This window comes from Paenibacillus sp. TSM33 (genome assembly GCF_056099025.1).
On record NZ_JBLZXB010000006.1, the window covers coordinates 19,899 to 37,462 of the forward strand.

A 17,564-nucleotide genomic window follows, 5' to 3' on the forward strand; every position below is an offset into this window, starting at 1 on the left:
AATGACTACTCTTTTGTCCTACGTTGGATTAAAATAGGAATGGTGGGTTCAAAGCTTACATATATGTGCAAAAGTATGTATATGAGGCATACACCTTAATGAGGAGGGGTATATTTTGTTATTTCGTAAAAATTGGTTTAAAGGGTTTACAGCAGCAGTTGTAGCTTGCAGCCTGCTGGTGTTTTCAGCAGCTCCATCCTGGGCAGCTAGCGATTCCCGCGATAGCGCTACGGTGAATCTGCGGATCATGGAGACAACGGATATTCATGGGGCGCTGATGAATTATGATTACTATTCAGACAAAGAAACCAACGAATATGGCTTGGTTAGTACAGCTAGTTTGATCCAGAAGGCACGTAGTGAAACAAGAAACAGTATGCTGTTTGATAACGGTGATTTGCTGCAGGGCAACCCATTAGGCGATTATATGGCCCGCAACAAAACCTTTGAGAAAGAAGGCGGTGTTCATCCGGTCTATAAGATGATGAACTTGATGGGCTATGATGCAGCTACAGTGGGTAACCATGAATTCAACTACGGTCTCGACTTTCTGGACAAATCCCTCAAGGGCGCTGACTTTCCTTACGTAAATGCGAACGTTTATGTTAATAAAGGGGGCCAAGCTACTAAAAACTATTTTACCCCTTATCAGATTCTTGATAAAACAGTAATGGATGAGAAGGGCGAAGAGCACACACTCAGAGTGGGTGTAATCGGTCTGGTAACACCTCAAATTATGCAGTGGGATGAAGCCAATTTGAAGGATAAGGTCGTTACGAAGGATATTGTGGAAACAGCCAAAAAGTTTATTCCTCAAATGAAAACAGAAGGGGCTGACATTATTGTCGTGCTTGCACATACAGGGTATGAGGATGTGCCGCAAACGCCAATGATGGAAAATGCCGTTAAATATTTGAGCAAGGTAGACGGAATTAACGCGATTTTGTTTGGGCATGCTCATAAATCTTTCCCAAGCTCAGATTTTAAAGATATGAGCGGGGTAGATCTGGATAAAGGAACCATTAATGGCGTACCAGCAGTAGAAGCTTCATCGTGGGGCAAGGATCTGGGTATTATTGATCTGAGCCTTGAAAAGAAAAACCGTGAGTGGCACGTCATCGACTCTCAGTCTCAAGTTCGTCCAGTTGTGAGTACCACTAATCAGGCTGCGCAGTTTATTCCTGATTTTAAACTGGTTGAAGCGGTTAAAGAAGAGCACCAAGGAACGCTGGATTATATTCGTCAACCTGTCGGTACAACGACTGCACCGATTACCAGCTACTTTGCATTAGTGCAGGATGACCCGTCCATTCAAATTGTGACAAATGCACAGAAATGGTATGTTCAAAACCATCTTAAAGGAACAGAATACGAAAATCTCCCTGTATTATCGGCAGGCGCTCCATTCAAAGCCGGTGGTCGCAACGGTGCCGAGTATTATACCAACATTCCTGAAGGTACAATAGCGATTAAGAACGTGTCCGATCTGTACGTGTATCCGAACACGGTTCATGCCGTAGAAGTTACTGGTGCTGAAATTCAGGAGTGGCTGGAGTGGTCTGCGGGTCAGTTCAACCGCATTGATCCTAGCAAAACAGAGGAACAATCGCTGATCAACAGAGATTTCCCAACCTACAATTTTGATGTGATTGACGGTGTGAATTACCAGATTGATGTAACTCAGCCTGCACGATATGATGCCAAGGGAACTATTATTGATTCTTCGGCCCATCGTATCAAGGATCTGCAATACAATGGGAAGGCTATTGATCCTGCCCAGAAATTTATCGTTGCGACCAATAACTATCGTGCTTCCTCCTCCAAATTGGCCAACCCAGATGGCAAACGAATTGTGATGGCAGCACCGGATGAAAGTCGCCAAGTCGTTGTCGATTATATTCGTACGAACGAAACGATTAACCCGTCAGCGGACGGTAACTGGTCTATTGCTCCTTTTGGTCAGGCCAAGGTTACCTTTGAGTCCTCTCCTGATGCCAAAGACGTGCTGGCAGGCAATCAACAAATTTCATACTTGAGCAGCGCGGGAGACGGTTTTGCCAAATACAGCTTGAAAGCTGGTGCTAAACCTAGTGCAGCCACGACTCCTGCAAAGGAAGCTGTGGTTCCCGCGAAAGCTACAACGAAGACAGCTGTCAAAACGACTAAACCTGCGGCTGCAAAACCAGCTAAAACAACGAAGCCAAAGGCATCTAAGTAACTGGGATTTTAGTTTCCACTCCATATCAGAATGAAGCAGTAAGTCTCTTTAAATGAAGAGATTTGCTGTTTTTTTTTGATGCCAAATACAACATTACCGCGTCTATCATGAGTATAAAAAGGCTTTGTTTTTGTCGAAGATATACTTAAGTCCTAAGTTATTGTTCGGATTAAGCTTATTTTTTGTCAAAACACGTAATTATATAGTACTTTTGTTCTAATTATTTGTGATATAATGGTGAAAAAACCGGGGAATTGTTCCGAGGAGGACCATTATGACTTGCAGCAATTGCAGCATCATATTACCTATTAAGGATCAAGGATTGCTGAAAATTAGGCATTCTAGGGTGTCGCTTACTCCAGCATTAGAGGGCTTGGGTATGCTATCGGAACAAATGAAACAAGAACATTGGTGTGAGGGTAACATCGTGTTTCGCTATGACAGCCGTTCACAGTTGGAACAGCTGGTTAACGGACTGGCTCGTCTGCCGCAGGAGTGCTTGGACCGAATGCAAGTTGTGGTGACTGGCTTGCATCATGTTGAGGGATTTGAGGACTGGCTTTTATTTAGTCAATTGCAAGCTCGACTGCAACATCCGGATCTGGTGAGTATTATTAAGAATCAAAACTTTACCAGCCATATGCAGCCTATTGTTGACTATAAGCTGAATATCATCGGCTTTGAGTTTTTGCTGCGTCCATCACAGCCAGATAAGTCTTTTCAGCCTTTCCGACTGTTTGAAGTCGCCCGTGAAGCTGGCTTGCATGCTCATTTGGATCGCTCGGCTCGTATTTCCGCTATTGAAAAAAGTGCGACATACCTTCCGATGGGAATTAAACGATTTATTAACTTTCTCCCTTCAACCATTTATAATCCGGCTTATTGCTTGAATCATACCTTTGAGATAATTGATCGGTTATCCATGAATACAGAGGATTTTGTGTTTGAGGTCGTAGAGACGGAAGAAATAGACGACCTGAATTTTTTACATCAAATCTTTGAACAATATCGTACACGGGGAATTTCAGTGGCACTGGACGATGTAGGAGCAGGCTATTCTACGACAGAGCTTATGAATTGCCTCCAGCCCGATTATGTTAAAATTGACCGCAGTATAATTGATGGCTGTCATAGAAACAGTGATCAGAAACGGCAAATTACAGGGATAGTGGAATCCGCTTTTCGTTTTGGTGGTCAAGTGTTAGCTGAGGGTGTAGAGCAAATGGAGGATTTTGAATTTTGTCGTGATGCAGGTGTGTCACTGGCCCAGGGTTATTTGTTTGGTAAGCCGGAGCCTACGCCGCCCTCCAATTTTATACTTAGTAGAGTAGTATAGTCAGGAACAAATTTAAGTAGATGTAGTTTATAAAAATTGGAGCTTAAATGGGGTTGTCCCATGAGTGGATTACAACCATATTTTATAATTATTATACAAACATTAATGTGAGCATTTTGCATAAATCCCAAGAGGAATTTCAAATCAGAAATATATAGATCAAAACGGTCTAGTTTGTCTATATATTGTACTTTTAAGCGTTGGGAATCGAATATGCAAAATGCTGATGTAAAAAACGCGAGTGCAGAGGTTATTCACCCCTGCACTCGCGTTTTTTGGTCATGCTTGCCCACCTGAACAAGCTCTGGACAAGCAAAGCCACCCAGTCTTCAATTTTACTTGTTAAGGGACGTTAAAAGCTCGGAAGCAGTTTACGACCGTTTTTATTTTTAAAGTAAAGATTGACGTTTTGAAGACAATTGGATACAGTGTACTATATAAGAAACATAGTTTCCTTATTAATACACTGTATCTCTATATTAGGTAAAAGGTTTAACATTACAGGGAGGACAACCAAAATGAAAGCAGTGCAACTGAAAAACGGTTTTGGCTTTGAAGAGTTAACCTTGACGGAACTTGACACACCGGTGCCGGGACGGCTAGAAGTTCTGATCCGCATAAAGGCAGCGTCCCTCAATTACCGTGATTTGGTAGTTATCAACGGAGTCATGCCGATCGGCATTCAATTTCCCTTCATTCCGTTATCCGATGGAGCGGGTGAAATTGTAGCTGTGGGCGAAGGGGTGACAAAATTCCAGGTTGGACAAAGGGTAGCAGCAAATTTACAACAGAAATTCATTGGCGGGAGCACGAGAGCGGAGGTCTTAAAGGACAGTCTGGGAGGCCCGCTCAGTGGAGTGGCGGCTGAATATATCGTTTTGCATGAAGAAGGGGTCGTCGCCATTCCGGATCACCTTTCTTGGGAGGAGGCTTCCACCTTGCCGATTGCGGCATTAACCGCATGGAGCATGCTGATGGAATCCGGTGGGCTACGAGCGGGAGATACGGTGCTCTTGCAAGGAACAGGCGGTGTTTCCATCTTTGGGCTTCAATTCTCTCTGATGGCGGGAGCACGGGTAATTATCACTTCGAGCAGCAATGACAAGTTGGAACGGGCAAAGGCTCTCGGCGCATGGCAGACAATCAACTATTCGGAGGTTCCAGAGTGGGATAAGGTGGCTCTGGAGCTGACAGGCGGCGGAGTCGACCATGTCCTGGATGTAGGGGGAGCGGCAACAATGGCTCAATCCATCAATGCACTTCGTACCGGAGGGACTGTGAGCATGGTCGGATTCTTATCGGGCTTGACCATTCCTGAGTTCGATGTCACCAGCATTTTGCAGAAGGCTGCGACGATTCGCGGCAGCCAAGTCGGTAACCGGGAACATTTCGAAAACAAGAATCGTGCCATTTCCCGCCATCGTTTACATTCTGTTATCGACCGGGTATTCCCGCTCAGCCGAATCGGCGAAGCCTTCGCACTTTTGGCTGAAGGAAAACAGTATTTCGGTAAAATCGTCGTTCAAATATAAATGAGCATTTTGCATAAATCCCAAGAGCGATTTCAAATCAGCAATATATAGATCGAAACGGTTTAGTTCGTCTATATAGTGTACTTTCGAGCGTTGGGTATCGAATTATGCAAAATGCTGAAATATTATTCACATCACATAGGAGGCACTCTAATGCCCAGTAAACCTGATTTATCTGTCAAAGATTCTCAAGGAAGAAAGAATAAGAAACCGCGTAAGTGGGTACGCAGAACCGGATTATCGCTGCTGTCGGTAATCCTTCTGGGAGTGGTTATTTTTATGCTCATCCCTTCCCCGGTCCAGCCTGCAAAATGGCTTGCACCTTCGGCCCCCTCTTTTGAACAAGCGGGTCCATGGCAACAAAACAACAAACTCAGCTCCGCAGAGCTTGTTACAGATGCCCCTAAGTTTCCGGAATTTATCACCTTTGACAAGGAAGGAAATTTATATACGGGAGACTCCGACGGGAAAATTTATAAGGTTGCCTTCGATACAAAGGGCAATCCGCAAAAGGCCCAGCTATATGCAGATACCAAAGGAACGCCCAATGGACTTATGTTTGACGCAAGTGGAAATCTGATCGTAACGGATGTTAAGAAGGGGCTGCTGTCGGTAGATCCTTCCGGAAACGTGACGGTGTTGGCCAATCAAGTCGACGGCACACCGATCTATTTGGCCAACGAGCTGGATATTGCCAAAGATGGTACCATTTATTTTTCTGACACCTCCAATTATGGCAGTGTAGTCTTCAAAGAAATCGCCGAGAACAAGCCGCATGGACGTTTGCTGAAATATGATCCGGCGACCAAGCAGACGACAGTTCTGTTGGAAGGCCTTTATTTTGCGAACGGGGTTGCCTTGTCTGCGGATGAAGATTTTGTACTTGTGGCAGAATCGTATCACTACCAATTGACCCGATACTGGCTCAAAGGGCCGAAGAAGGGGACTTCGGATATTTTTGCGGATAATCTCGCCGGTTTTCCGGATAACATTACGCGTGATGATCAAGGCCATTTCTGGATCGGTCTCTTCACAACACGTATTCCCTTTGTAGATCAGATGCATGGAAGCCCGTGGCTGGCTGGAATGATGGCCAAATTGCCTCAATCGCTGCTCAGCGGTGCAAGCGCACCTGTGAAGCATGGACTTGCTGTGGAGCTTAATCCGCAGGGTAAACTCATCGGAAGCTGGCATGATCCTGAAGGCTCGCTTTATGGGGTAACCACGGCTGTAAACCATGACGGATATTTATATATAGGTACAGCTCCTGGAGGCAGCCAGGGTGTTCATCGCGTGCTTTTAACCAAATAAGCTTGGGGAGGGTTTAACATGATATTGGATGAGTTGAAATTATCCTGGAAAGCGAAGGAAAGCCTGGCCGGGAAAGTAGCTTTGGTAACAGGCGCAAGCAGCGGCATTGGGGCATCGATTGCAAAAAAACTGGCAAAGCGAGGCGCGTATGTAGCTGTATTGGCACGCCGTCAGGAGCGATTGGATGAATTGGTTCGCGACTTGCACCAAGAGGAATTGTATGAGGTCATGGCAATACCTGCCGATATCCAAAAAGCTGAAGACGTACAGCAGGCGGTCCACGCCATTCTTGAACGCTGGGGGCGGCTTGACATTATCGTTGCCAATGCCGGCTTCGGGTATCGAAGCCCACTGGCAGAGGTGGAGCTGGAACGCTGGGAGGAGCTTTACAAGACGAATGTTCACGGTCTTGTCCTGACACTGAAGTACGGACTTCAGCCAATGAGGGAGCAGGCCAAGGGGGATGTTGTCATTGTCTCCTCTATTGCAGCGAAGGAAGTGGTTGCCGGAGGAGGACTATACAGCGCTACCAAGTACGGCGTTAGCGCCATAGCCTCTGCATTGCGTTTGGAGACCAGTACGCAAGGAATTCGTGTAACTGCGATTCACCCCGGGGCGGTGGCGACAGAATTTTCGCAGGTGGCCGGATATCCTGAGCAGGAAATTCGGGCGTTTGCTTCGAGCGTTTTGCCGCTGCATCCCGATGATGTTGCAGAAGCTGCCCTTTATGCACTTGAGCAGCCGGAGCATGTCAATATTCCAGAGTTGACCATTATGCCTTCGAGGCAGGTTCAGCGGTTCAAATAGAGCGATATTTATTCTGACACAAATCGGGTATAGTCATCGCCGATGCCGGGTATGGCGGCGAAGAGGACTACGTACCTTCGCTTGACCATAACCGCTCAAATGGGTGAGCATGAACCAAAAAGCGCGAGGTACAGGGGAAATAACCCTTGCACTCGCGCTTTTTTATACTAATGACGAAGCGTGACTGTCCAATAAAATTTATAACCAGCTTTGGGACAGCTCCATTTACTATAGAGCAGACCATATCCTGTGAACATTTTGGTCCACGTTCGCTCATCCAGTTATCGTGAGCACAGCTATAGTGTAATGACGTACAGACCTAGCGGCGTAGTTGCACTGCCGGCGACCATGAAGCTGAGATCATAGCTGGATCTGCCGGGAGGGACGCTGATGTCAGTCAGCCGGCATACCTTGGTATTATCTCGTAGCAAAGGGATACCATATACACGTTCATCCACGCGTACAGACCCGGCGAACGCTCCCCCACGTGGATTGGCGTAGATTCTTACGATACGTACCTCGTCACTGTCGTTAACGATGGGAATGGTCGCGTTGTATATCGTCCCGAATTGTCCGCGATTATCAAGCGCAGGCCCCAGCTCGCTACGTTTCCCTGTAAACAGCAGATCGGCAGGAGTTTCGCCGTTCAGCTTCTTAGTGGCACATGCTCGGTAGTTGGCGCTTTGCCCTACTACATACTCCGGCATGCGCGCATTTGTTTCAGAAAAAGGCCATACTCCGCGTGGATGCGCCTGCGGTGGAGGTACGGGCGGGAGCGCATCCTTATCAATCTCGCGCAGATCGGTCTGCGTATCTTTGCTGATTACGGTGCGAATCACATAGTCCAGCGTACCATGGCCTTCGGCATATTCTACCGTGAGGTCATAGACGAATCCGGCCAATGATCCTTCGGGTAGCTCAAATTCCTCCAGCAGAGCGGTGCCTTTGCCGAATTTATGACGGTCTGCTGGCTTCACACGTTCCATCGTACCCGCCAAACAGCTTTTGGCAATAGACTGCCCAACATCAATAATCCAGTTGCCGTCCTCAGGTACAATCTCAAGGGCACGTTCAATATGACGTACTTCCAGACGGGCCGTGCTTTTATTCTCTATGGTGATCCCCAGTTTAACAGGACTGCCGATTTTGTTATAATGCCAGCCGAAAATCCGGTGCTTGACTGTCCGGGTGGTGGTGCGAACCACATCATGCCACAAAGTAGCTTGCTCGGTAGGTACCGTCACGTGGGTAAGCGTCTCCGGGTTATCACTAAGCATCAGGCGGCGTGTCCCCCCCTCAGTGGCCGACTCCACATCTACATGGATGTTGGGCGGGATCACAGCTGATTCCACAATTAAATCCTTTGGCTCCTTGGGTCGAAGGTTCATATACATTCCTCCCTAAATTCAAGAATGGCACCGCTTTTGATTCAAGTATATGGGTAGTTCATATATATAGGTAACGCCAAGTCCATGTATACAACCTGTTTTTCATAAAAATAAATTAAAAAATATATCGTAGGCTATAGCAGCTCTGCTTGTGCACCCAAGCAAGCTTACAAGTCCCTCGTTTCCCTGCACCAACGATTCGTATACAGGTATTGCGTGTATGTTAAGAGCATAAGCTATTGGATGTACAGAGAAGATACAGGAGGGAAACATGCCTAAAAAAATATGGTGGAAGGAAGCTGTTGTTTATCAGATATACCCGATCAGTTTTCAAGATTCTGACGGAGACGGAAAAGGGGATTTGCGAGGCATTTTGTCTCGGCTGGATTATCTGTCTGAGCTGGGTATTGATGTGATCTGGATTTGCCCGATATATAAGTCGCCCAATCACGATAACGGATATGATATTAGCGATTATTATGCCATTATGGATGAGTTTGGAACGATGGAAGATTTTGATGAACTCCTTCATCAGGCGCATGAACGAGGCATCAAAATTATGATGGATTTGGTATTAAACCATACATCGGATGAGCACCCGTGGTTCACGGAGTCACGCTCGTCCAAGGATAATCCGAAGCGGGACTACTACATATGGCGAACAAGCAAAAATGGCGGATATCCGAACAACTGGGAATCGTATTTCTCCGGTTCTGTGTGGAAATATGACAAGCTTACAGATGAATATTATATGCATCTGTATTCCGAGCATCAGCCGGATCTGAACTGGGAAAATGAAGAGATGGTGGGTGAACTCTATCGTATGGTGGAATGGTGGTTAAAAAAGGGAGTCGATGGCTTCCGCTTTGACGCTATTGCCCATATTGTCAAAGCTGAAGGGCTGCCGGATGCGCATAATCCTGACAAACAAACCTTGGTGCGTGCCTATCAGCTCTTTTCCAACCTGGAAAAGGTACATGTGCTTCTACGGATGCTGAACGAAAAGGTACTGGAGCGTTATCCCTTAATGACGGTTGGTGAAACGTCCGGTTTAGGGCCAGAGCAGGCACTGGATTATGTGGGAGATCAGCGGCATGAGCTGAATATGGTGTTCCAGTTTGAGCACATGTTTATTGATGCCCAAGGGTTAGGAACGGAAAAATGGAAGTACAAGTCGTGGACGCTGGTGGAACTGAAAAAAATAATGAGTAGCTGGCAGACAGTGCTTCATCAGGAAGGATGGAATGCCAATTATCTTAACAATCACGACCAACCGCGGGCTCTTTCTCGATTTGGAAATGATGGGCACTACCGTGTGGAATCCGCCAAAATGCTGGCAACCTTCACACATATGCTTGAGGGTACGCCTTATATTTATCAGGGTGAGGAAATTGGGATGACGAATATTGCCTTCCCGTCAATTGATGATTACCGGGACGTAGAAACATTGAATTATTATGAGCAGCAACGAAAGATCGGTGAGCCGGAGGAGCAGATTATGGCCGCGATCTGGCGAAAAAGTCGGGATAATGCACGCACTCCCATGCAGTGGAATGCCGGACCAGCAGCCGGATTTACCGATGGAGAGCCGTGGATGAAAATGAATGATAACTACGCGCACATTAATGCAGAGGCAGAAAGAAATAATCCGAACTCGATTTTTCACTATTATCGCAAGTTGATTGCTCTGCGCAAACAACATGAGGTCATAGTCTATGGCGAATATAAGCTGTTGTTGCCACTTGATACAGAACTGTATGTATTTGCGCGCATGCTGGGACAAGAGCGTTTGCTAATCATTTTGAATTTCTTTGACCGTGATCCGGTGTTCCACTGGCCCGACGGTGAGGAGTTTCCTGTCGCCAAGGCGGAGCTGCTTCTCTCCAACTATGAACCGGTAACAGGAGAAGATTTGCACGCTTTGAAGCTGCGCCCTTACGAAGCTAGAGTGTATAAGTTAACCTTAAAATAAATGTTCGTTATCCTTAAGATGATAAAAGAAGGGGAGGCTCATAGAGGAGCTTCCCCTTCTTTAGCGTTGGACTACACAGTTACTGTTTCAGCCAATTCACGTATTTTGGAGATAATCCGCTCTTCTTGATTTTCCCCCTCATTGGGGATAGATTCAGTCGCGTAGGCAGCCAGTTCAGCATGGTGATGAATCATAACAGCATGGTGTGCCTCTTTGAACATTGGAATATCATTCGCATCATTGCCAAAGGCGATAAATTGGCGAGGCTGCACACCAAGCTTCTGCAGCGCGTTCCAATATGGATATTCTGGGGGCTAATATCCAGTACCTGTTCATTGCGGTGTTGATGAATGACCACACCCAGCGGGAGAAGCTTAGCAGCCAAGCCTTCCATATCGTCAGCAGTTAAAATGAGTATTTTTACAATGGATTTCAGGGCCGCCAAAGTCAGTACCTTCCTTATTCGTAAACGAAAAAGCCCGATTCACACTGTCTGCTAGGGCAGATGTGGATCGGGCTGATTACGGTATTAAGTCATTAAGTTAGATGCTATTTTAGTGATAATGCTTAACTTTAAGGTCATCCAGGCTTTTGAACTCATATCCTTGCTTGCGAGCCTCGTCAATGATCGAGCCAAGTGCCTCGGCATTATCCTTGGATACGGAATGGAGCAAAATGACCGCTCCAGGGTGGAGTTGCTGCATAACTTGGCGATAGGCATAGTCTGTCCCTCGCTGTATATTCGTGTCCCAATCCTTGTAGGCCACCGACCAGAACACACTCGTATATCCGGCTTCTCGACAGGATGCCAATGCTTTTTCATTAAAAATGCCACGCGGTGGCCGGACATATTTCATTTCCTTTTGCCCGGTCAACTCAGCAGAGGCAGTTCGTACCCGATCCAGCTCAGACCGAATCTCTGCCGAAGAAATGGTGCTCATATCAGGATGGCTCCATGAATGGTTTCCGATAATGTGGCCTTCGCTCGCCATGCGGCGCATCAAATCCGGTTGATCTTTTACAAAATGCCCGGTTACAAAGAAGGCGGCCGGAACCTTTTTGGCTTTCAATACATCCAGTACCTTGGGAGTATATCCATTTTCGTAACCGTTGTCGAAAGTAAGAAACAATTCTTTCTTAGTCGTGTCGCCCAAAAAGATGCCGCCTTGTTTTTCAATCAAGTGCATAAAGCCTTCTTGTGCGATGGAGGGTAGTTCGCCTCCCTTACTTTTTTTAAATCCAAAATGATACGGCTGTCCGTCCATAGCTTGGGTAGCTGATGCCGATTCTCCCATAACTGTGGACATCCCCATCATTGCAATGCATAGCAATAAGGTTAATATTCGCTTCATTTATGTTCCTCCGCTTCCGCCCGATTCGGGTAAGATGTATATACTTCGGCATATTCCATACCATCTGCAATATCATGTTCATTTATGCAAAGAAAGATATGCTTGCACCAAACTTAAAACACATATTGACATCAATATAAAATCGAAGTAGTATACTCTATAAAACTTACTAAAATACTCGGATTTAATTCAAGCGTTCATGCCATAGGAAAGAAATCAACTTAGAGAGATCTTACTTACTTGATGGAACGGAAGGAGTTAGGAGTTATGATTGAACTTAGGAATGTATCCAAAACCTATGTAAGAAAAGGCTTAAGCATTCAAGCGTTAAAAAATATAAATATCACAGTAGATAAAGGAGATATCTTTGGTTTTATCGGATTTAGTGGTGCAGGGAAAAGTACGCTTATCCGTTTGGTCAATCGTCTGGAGAAAGTAACGACTGGTGAGGTTCTTGTCGAAGGAGAGAGCTTAAATGCCTACTCGACCTCCGGGCTGCGAAAAGTAAGGAAGAAGATCGGAATGATTTTTCAGCATTTTAATCTGCTGGAATCGAAAACGGTATTCGAAAACATTGCCATTCCGTTAGTGCTGCTCAAGCGCAACAAGCGGGAAATTGAGAGGCGTGTTACAGAACTGCTGGCATTCACAGGATTATCAGACAAGGCGAATAGCTATCCCAGCGAGCTGTCCGGCGGACAAAAGCAGCGTGTCGGGATTGCGCGGGCGCTTGCGAGCAACCCGTCCATTTTGCTTTGTGATGAGGCAACCTCGGCACTTGATCCGCAGACCACGCAGTCTATTCTTGATTTGCTTCGCAAAATTAACAAGGAATACAAGATCACCATATTGATCATTACCCATGAGATGTCGGTGATTCAGCGGATATGCAATAAGGTGGCCGTCATGGAAAAGGGAGAAATCATTGAGCAGGGCAACGTGCTGGAGGTATTCGGACAGCCGAAGCACCCAACAACACAAAGCTTTGTACGCACAGTTATTCACGATCAAGTGCCGGACAGTGTGCTGCAAACGTTCGAGCAACAAGAATCGCAACGCATTTACAAGCTGGAATTTATCGGACAGGCAGCTTCCGACCCAGTGGTTCATGAATTGATTCGGAAGCATGATATCCATGTGAACATTTTGTTTGCCAACATGACGGAGATTCAAGAAACGACGATTGGCTATATGACACTCCAACTGCGCGGTGAGCAGCATGCCGTTCAGCAGGCTGTTGATTTTATCAAGAGCAAAGGAGTTCATATTCAGGAGGTGGAGAGTCTATGATGATTACAGGAACCACGATAACCTGGGATCAACTGTGGGAAGCTTTGTATGAATCCGTGCTCATGGTCAGCATATCATTATTTATTGGCGCTCTGATTGGTATTCCTATCGGTATTTTACTCGTCGTCACCCGTCCAGGTGGAATTTTGGAGAACAAATGGTTGTACAGTATTTTGAATCCGATCATTAACATTGTTCGTTCCTTGCCGTTTATTATTTTGCTGATCGCGATCATTCCGTTAACCCGTCTAATTGTGCATACATCCATTGGGACCAGTGCGGCGATTGTCCCCTTAATTATTTATATAGCACCTTATATCGGTAGGCTGGTCGAAAATTCGCTGTTGGAGGTCAATCCGGGGATATTGGAGGCAGCAGATGCGATGGGAGCAACTCCGTTTCAGGTCATTCGATACTTTTTGCTGCCCGAGGCATTCAGTTCTCTGATTTTGTCGTTAACGACAGCCGCCATTGGACTGATTGGTGCAACGGCTATGGCTGGTGCTGTCGGCGGCGGGGGAATTGGCGATCTGGCGATAGCGTATGGGTATCAACGTTTTGATACGTTAGTTATGCTCATAACCGTCGTCATTCTAGTCGTGTTTGTACAAGGGGTTCAGTCCTTGGGCAATTTGCTCTCCCGCAAAGCACGCAGGGGCTGATGAATAATGATATATTGCGTCCACCTATAGAGGTGGGCGCTTTTTTATATTTTCATTTATGTAGTCTCATCTAGGTCTAATTGTTCAGAATCGGTTCAGTGGGGTTTCGTATAATTCTTTTAGCATAGTTCCTTGGTTGCATAAATCGTAGAACTAAACATGACTAAAGCCTTTGATATAACAGGATATATGCCAATAAATAGCGTCTAGGAGTGAAAATATTGAAACTTGTAAATCGAAATAAATGGATTGCATCTGCCATGGTGCTGGGGATTGCTTCAGGCTCCATCGTATCTCTGCCTTGGATGGGCGGCACCCAGAATGCTTATGCAGCGACAGCAGATGCACAAAGTGAAACTGGATTTGTTACACAAGCTCGCACGTTGGGTTTGATGACAGGTGGTAATCAGGGCGATTTTATGGCACAAAAGAATTTGACCCGCGCAGAAGCGGCTAAAATTTTGTGCAGTCTGTTCCAGTTGGAAGTTAACAATCAGCCGCAAACTTCTTTTATGGACGTGTCCTCGGATGCATGGGGTGCTCCCTATATTGAGGCAGTACGTGCAGCCGGGTATATGACAGGCAACGGAGAACTGTTCCGTCCGGGGGATGCCATTACCAAGGAAGAACTGATCGTATCGCTAGTACGCGCAATGGACTTGCAGGATGCAGGTAATGCGAACGCACAGCAAAATGCAGTTCAGGTAGCTCGCAATTATGGTCTATTATCAGAGGATGCTTCTGCAACAGATTTGAAAAATCCGTTGAACCGGGAGAGTGGTGCGGAAGTATTCATTAGCCTGTTGGATCATCCAGTAGGAGAAGTGAAATCAGAGGGCAACACGGTTCGAATCGGAAATATCCCTTACCAGCTGGAAGGATCTTTGCAAGGTTTGTTCGGTGAAAATAACAAAGCGGTATTAAAAGGGGCCAAAATCGATCTTAACCGTAATTTGCGTACACTCACAGGTGTAAAACAGTTGGAAATTAACGCAAACGGTGGCGTATTTGACGGTAAGGGTGTGTCTTTTGATGGACGCCTGATCGTCAATGGTTCGGTAACCTTGAAAAACATGTCCTCCACAGGCATATTGGAAATCAAAGGCTCAGGTACCCAGCCGGTATCAGCCATTTTGGAAAATACAACATGGTCCGGTGTGGAGCTTGGCTCTCAAGATGCACAATTGATAGCAACCGGGACGACAAAGATTGACAACTTGACGCTGAAAAATGATGCTTCGATCGTGACCGAAGGTAATGCCGCGATTAGTCGTGTTTCATTGCAACAGGGACTTGGCAAGCTGTTGGTTAACGGTAGTATTGGTTTGCTGGATGCATCTCAATATGTGGGCGTTCCTTTTATTACGTTGGCTAAGGGAGCAGCAATCAGCCAGCTTAACCTGCCGGAACAAAAACAGCCGCAGGATGTTATTATCAACTATAATGCGATGAAAGAAGCTGTTAGTCTCGTGAATGGTACGACGAAATCGTCCTCTACTAGAGCGGTTATCACGGATACAGACAGCAAAGATAAGAAAAAACACAACAGTGACATGATCAGCGTAGACCGCAGTCGGCTGGAGACAGAAGTCCATGCAGCCAAAGAACTGCTGGAGCGTGCAGGCGAGGGTGGAACGGATCAAGCGCTTTACCCAGCCGCAGCGAAGGAAAACCTGTCCATAGTCATCAATCAAGCTATGCTGGTACTAAACAATACAGCAGCTACACAAGTAGAAGTAGATCAAGCGCTCAGCACATTGAAACAGGATGTTTCTGTGTACACAGCCTCAGCCACAGAACCGATGATTGGAACAGAGGAATTAACTAGACTGATTCAGTTAGCTTCGACTACCCTTGAACAAAACCGAATGATTGGTGACGAATTTCCGCCTCTTTGGGATGACTCCCTAAGTCAAGCGATTCGATTTGGCAACAATGTGTTGGAAGGGAATGCGCCTCAGAATATTGTGGATCGGGAAGTAGAAAGCTTGGGTCGAGTAATCAAGGTATACAAGGCATCAGTAAAACTCAGAGATGCCTATCTGCATTTTCTCGATGTAACGGATCGTGTGGAGAATTTGAAAACGGACAAAGCGCGTTACAAGTCCATAGTGAGGGAAGGATCAAAAGTATATCTGAATCCATTATCTACAACTGAGCAGTTGGACGAATGGACACAAAAAATAGAAGGTGCCACAGAATCATTCCTGGCATTGCAATCAGCGGACTTCTCAGTGCTTAAAAATACTTTACAAGAAGCGCAGGTTATCTATGATCAGAGTGGTTCTCAAAATGCTGAACTAGACAACCTCATTCAGGAATATACAGAGAAGATGCACACCGCTATGACGCAGCTGGATGTATTGAACTTGAACATGGAGCTGAGTCAAAGGCTTACGGTATTCACTGCGCCAGTGTCTGCTACAACACGGGAAAAACTGCAGCAGTTGGTTCAAGATATTCAACTCAAACTGCTGTCTGATCCTGTGGCTCGTAATTACTTGAATACGGAAATGATGCTTTTAGATCAACAAACAGTACAAGCCCACTTTGCACTCATTATGCCGTTTACTCCTGAGGAACAATTGGTGATCTCTTATAATCAATTAAGTCAGGCTAAAGGGATCTATATTGAAAAATATAACGAGAAAAGGCTACAATTGAGAAACGAAGTCATCGAAATGCAGACAGCGATCAATGGAATTTTGGTGCAAAATTCAGGAGCGTTAAGCGCTGAAGCTCAGCAATCCTTGTCTTCTGCTTCAGAGCATGCCTCCATCTTCTTGGGGTTGTCCAGCTTTGAATTGCAAGACGTTGTTCCCGTATACGAGGAACTGCAACGGGTACAGAGCCAGTATGCTGCACCTATAGCGGTGGATACTATGTTGTTGAATTACAATATCAATTTGGCTAATAATGAAGTTTTGACGTTCGGCCGTCATTATATCGAGCAAGATAACGAAGAACTTCAAGGGCAAATTAATCTGGCAAACCTTGTGCTTAATAATCCAGATAGCACACAACTGCAGGTAGACCAGGCTAACACAGATTTAATTACAGTGCTTTCAAACTACCAATCCAAATGGATCGTAACTGATCTTGATATCCAAGAGCTCAAGAACATTGCGAACAATCTTCTTACAATAAATGGTACAGATTCTACGACGGTCTATTTTCACAAAGTAGTGGATGCATTCAATCGTCTGGACCCGTATTATCCTATGCCGGAAGTTAAGAAAAATTATATGAATCTGGAAGATGCGATTCAGGAGTATAAAGATTTTATAGACAGCCAGCAACAAAGCAGTGGTGGAGCAACACCGCCAAGCGATAACAGCGGAACAGGAAGCGGCGACAGCAATGGTGGAGCAACACCGCCAAGCGATAGCGACGGAACAGGAAGCGGCGACAGTAGCGGTGGAGCAACACCACCAAGCGATAATAGCGGAACAGGCAGCGGCGACAGCAGCGGTGGAGCAACACCACCAAGCGATAATAGCGGAACAGGCAGCGGCGACAGCAATGGTGGGGCAACGCCGCCAAGCGATAACAGCGGAACAGGAAGCGGCGACAGCAGTGGTGGAGCAACGCCCCCAAGCGATAGCAGCGGAGATGATTCGGGCTCGATTCCTGGCGGTAGTATTGATGACGTTATGATTCCTTAATAAGGGGAATACAGGAAGTACAAGGGTGTAT

At 45.9% G+C, this 17,564-nt stretch carries 12 protein-coding genes; 9 read left to right on the forward strand and 3 right to left on the reverse strand.

The window, feature by feature from the left end:
- Positions 1-115: 115 nt before the first annotated feature.
- The 5 genes from ACN6NF_RS01920 to ACN6NF_RS01940 all read left to right on the forward strand — a co-directional run bounded on the left by ACN6NF_RS01920 (position 116) and on the right by ACN6NF_RS01940 (position 7,204).
- A complete protein-coding gene (locus tag ACN6NF_RS01920) occupies positions 116-2,218 on the forward strand; it encodes a bifunctional 2',3'-cyclic-nucleotide 2'-phosphodiesterase/3'-nucleotidase (RefSeq protein ID WP_474314649.1) in 2,103 nt (700 codons plus the stop codon).
- Between the two features lie 274 nt (positions 2,219-2,492).
- Complete coding sequence (locus tag ACN6NF_RS01925) at positions 2,493-3,554, forward strand: EAL domain-containing protein (protein ID WP_474314651.1); 1,062 nt, start codon at positions 2,493-2,495, stop codon at positions 3,552-3,554.
- A 518-nt stretch (positions 3,555-4,072) separates the two neighbouring features.
- Positions 4,073-5,086: a zinc-dependent alcohol dehydrogenase family protein gene (locus ACN6NF_RS01930; RefSeq protein ID WP_474314652.1), complete on the forward strand. Its 1,014-nt coding sequence runs from the start codon at positions 4,073-4,075 to the stop codon at positions 5,084-5,086.
- Positions 5,087-5,239: 153 nt separating this feature from the next.
- A complete protein-coding gene (locus tag ACN6NF_RS01935; protein ID WP_474314654.1) occupies positions 5,240-6,397 on the forward strand; it encodes an SMP-30/gluconolactonase/LRE family protein in 1,158 nt (385 codons plus the stop codon).
- Positions 6,398-6,415: 18 nt separating this feature from the next.
- Positions 6,416-7,204, forward strand: a complete 789-nt coding sequence (locus ACN6NF_RS01940) for an SDR family oxidoreductase (protein ID WP_076294512.1) — start codon at positions 6,416-6,418, stop codon at positions 7,202-7,204.
- 296 nt (positions 7,205-7,500) lie between these two features.
- On the opposite strand, the gene ACN6NF_RS01945 is transcribed toward ACN6NF_RS01940, so the two are convergent.
- Complete coding sequence (locus tag ACN6NF_RS01945; RefSeq protein ID WP_474314657.1) at positions 7,501-8,592, reverse strand: hypothetical protein; 1,092 nt, start codon at positions 8,590-8,592, stop codon at positions 7,501-7,503.
- A 271-nt stretch (positions 8,593-8,863) separates the two neighbouring features.
- Here ACN6NF_RS01945 and ACN6NF_RS01950 point away from each other — a divergent pair, with 271 nt between their 5' ends.
- Positions 8,864-10,564 carry a glycoside hydrolase family 13 protein gene (locus ACN6NF_RS01950; RefSeq protein ID WP_474314659.1) on the forward strand — a complete coding sequence of 567 codons (1,701 nt, stop codon included), beginning with the start codon at positions 8,864-8,866 and terminating at the stop codon, positions 10,562-10,564.
- 71 nt (positions 10,565-10,635) lie between these two features.
- Here the strand turns inward: ACN6NF_RS01950 and ACN6NF_RS01955 are convergent, their stop codons facing one another.
- Both ACN6NF_RS01955 and pdaA read right to left on the reverse strand, forming a co-directional pair.
- A complete protein-coding gene (locus ACN6NF_RS01955; RefSeq protein WP_474314662.1) occupies positions 10,636-10,836 on the reverse strand; it encodes an HAD hydrolase family protein in 201 nt (66 codons plus the stop codon).
- A 282-nt stretch (positions 10,837-11,118) separates the two neighbouring features.
- Positions 11,119-11,916: a delta-lactam-biosynthetic de-N-acetylase gene (pdaA, locus tag ACN6NF_RS01960; protein ID WP_474314664.1), complete on the reverse strand. Its 798-nt coding sequence runs from the start codon at positions 11,914-11,916 to the stop codon at positions 11,119-11,121.
- Positions 11,917-12,183: 267 nt separating this feature from the next.
- Here pdaA and ACN6NF_RS01965 point away from each other — a divergent pair, with 267 nt between their 5' ends.
- The 3 genes from ACN6NF_RS01965 (at position 12,184) to ACN6NF_RS01975 (ending at position 17,533) form a co-directional block, all read left to right on the forward strand.
- Complete coding sequence (locus ACN6NF_RS01965) at positions 12,184-13,206, forward strand: methionine ABC transporter ATP-binding protein (protein ID WP_016818826.1); 1,023 nt, start codon at positions 12,184-12,186, stop codon at positions 13,204-13,206.
- Entirely contained in the window at positions 13,203-13,868 is a 666-nt protein-coding gene (locus ACN6NF_RS01970) for a methionine ABC transporter permease (protein ID WP_016818825.1), read from the forward strand. The genes ACN6NF_RS01965 and ACN6NF_RS01970 overlap by 4 nt, the downstream gene beginning before the upstream one ends.
- Before the next feature lie 221 nt (positions 13,869-14,089).
- Complete coding sequence (locus ACN6NF_RS01975) at positions 14,090-17,533, forward strand: S-layer homology domain-containing protein (protein ID WP_474314666.1); 3,444 nt, start codon at positions 14,090-14,092, stop codon at positions 17,531-17,533.
- The last annotated feature ends 31 nt before the right edge of the window (positions 17,534-17,564 follow it).

What these genes read in the sequence shown, in the direction of transcription:
- ACN6NF_RS01925 (WP_474314651.1), top strand. Translation starts at nt 2,493, where the DNA reads ATGACTTGCAGCAATTGCAGCATCATATTACCTATTAAGGATCAAGGA.
- ACN6NF_RS01930 (WP_474314652.1), top strand. Translation starts at nt 4,073, where the DNA reads ATGAAAGCAGTGCAACTGAAAAACGGTTTTGGCTTTGAAGAGTTAACC.
- ACN6NF_RS01935 (WP_474314654.1), top strand. Translation starts at nt 5,240, where the DNA reads ATGCCCAGTAAACCTGATTTATCTGTCAAAGATTCTCAAGGAAGAAAG.
- ACN6NF_RS01940 (WP_076294512.1), top strand. Translation starts at nt 6,416, where the DNA reads ATGATATTGGATGAGTTGAAATTATCCTGGAAAGCGAAGGAAAGCCTG.
- ACN6NF_RS01945 (WP_474314657.1), bottom strand. Translation starts at nt 8,592, where the DNA reads ATGAACCTTCGACCCAAGGAGCCAAAGGATTTAATTGTGGAATCAGCT.
- ACN6NF_RS01950 (WP_474314659.1), top strand. Translation starts at nt 8,864, where the DNA reads ATGCCTAAAAAAATATGGTGGAAGGAAGCTGTTGTTTATCAGATATAC.
- pdaA (WP_474314664.1), bottom strand. Translation starts at nt 11,916, where the DNA reads ATGAAGCGAATATTAACCTTATTGCTATGCATTGCAATGATGGGGATG.
- ACN6NF_RS01965 (WP_016818826.1), top strand. Translation starts at nt 12,184, where the DNA reads ATGATTGAACTTAGGAATGTATCCAAAACCTATGTAAGAAAAGGCTTA.
- ACN6NF_RS01970 (WP_016818825.1), top strand. Translation starts at nt 13,203, where the DNA reads ATGATGATTACAGGAACCACGATAACCTGGGATCAACTGTGGGAAGCT.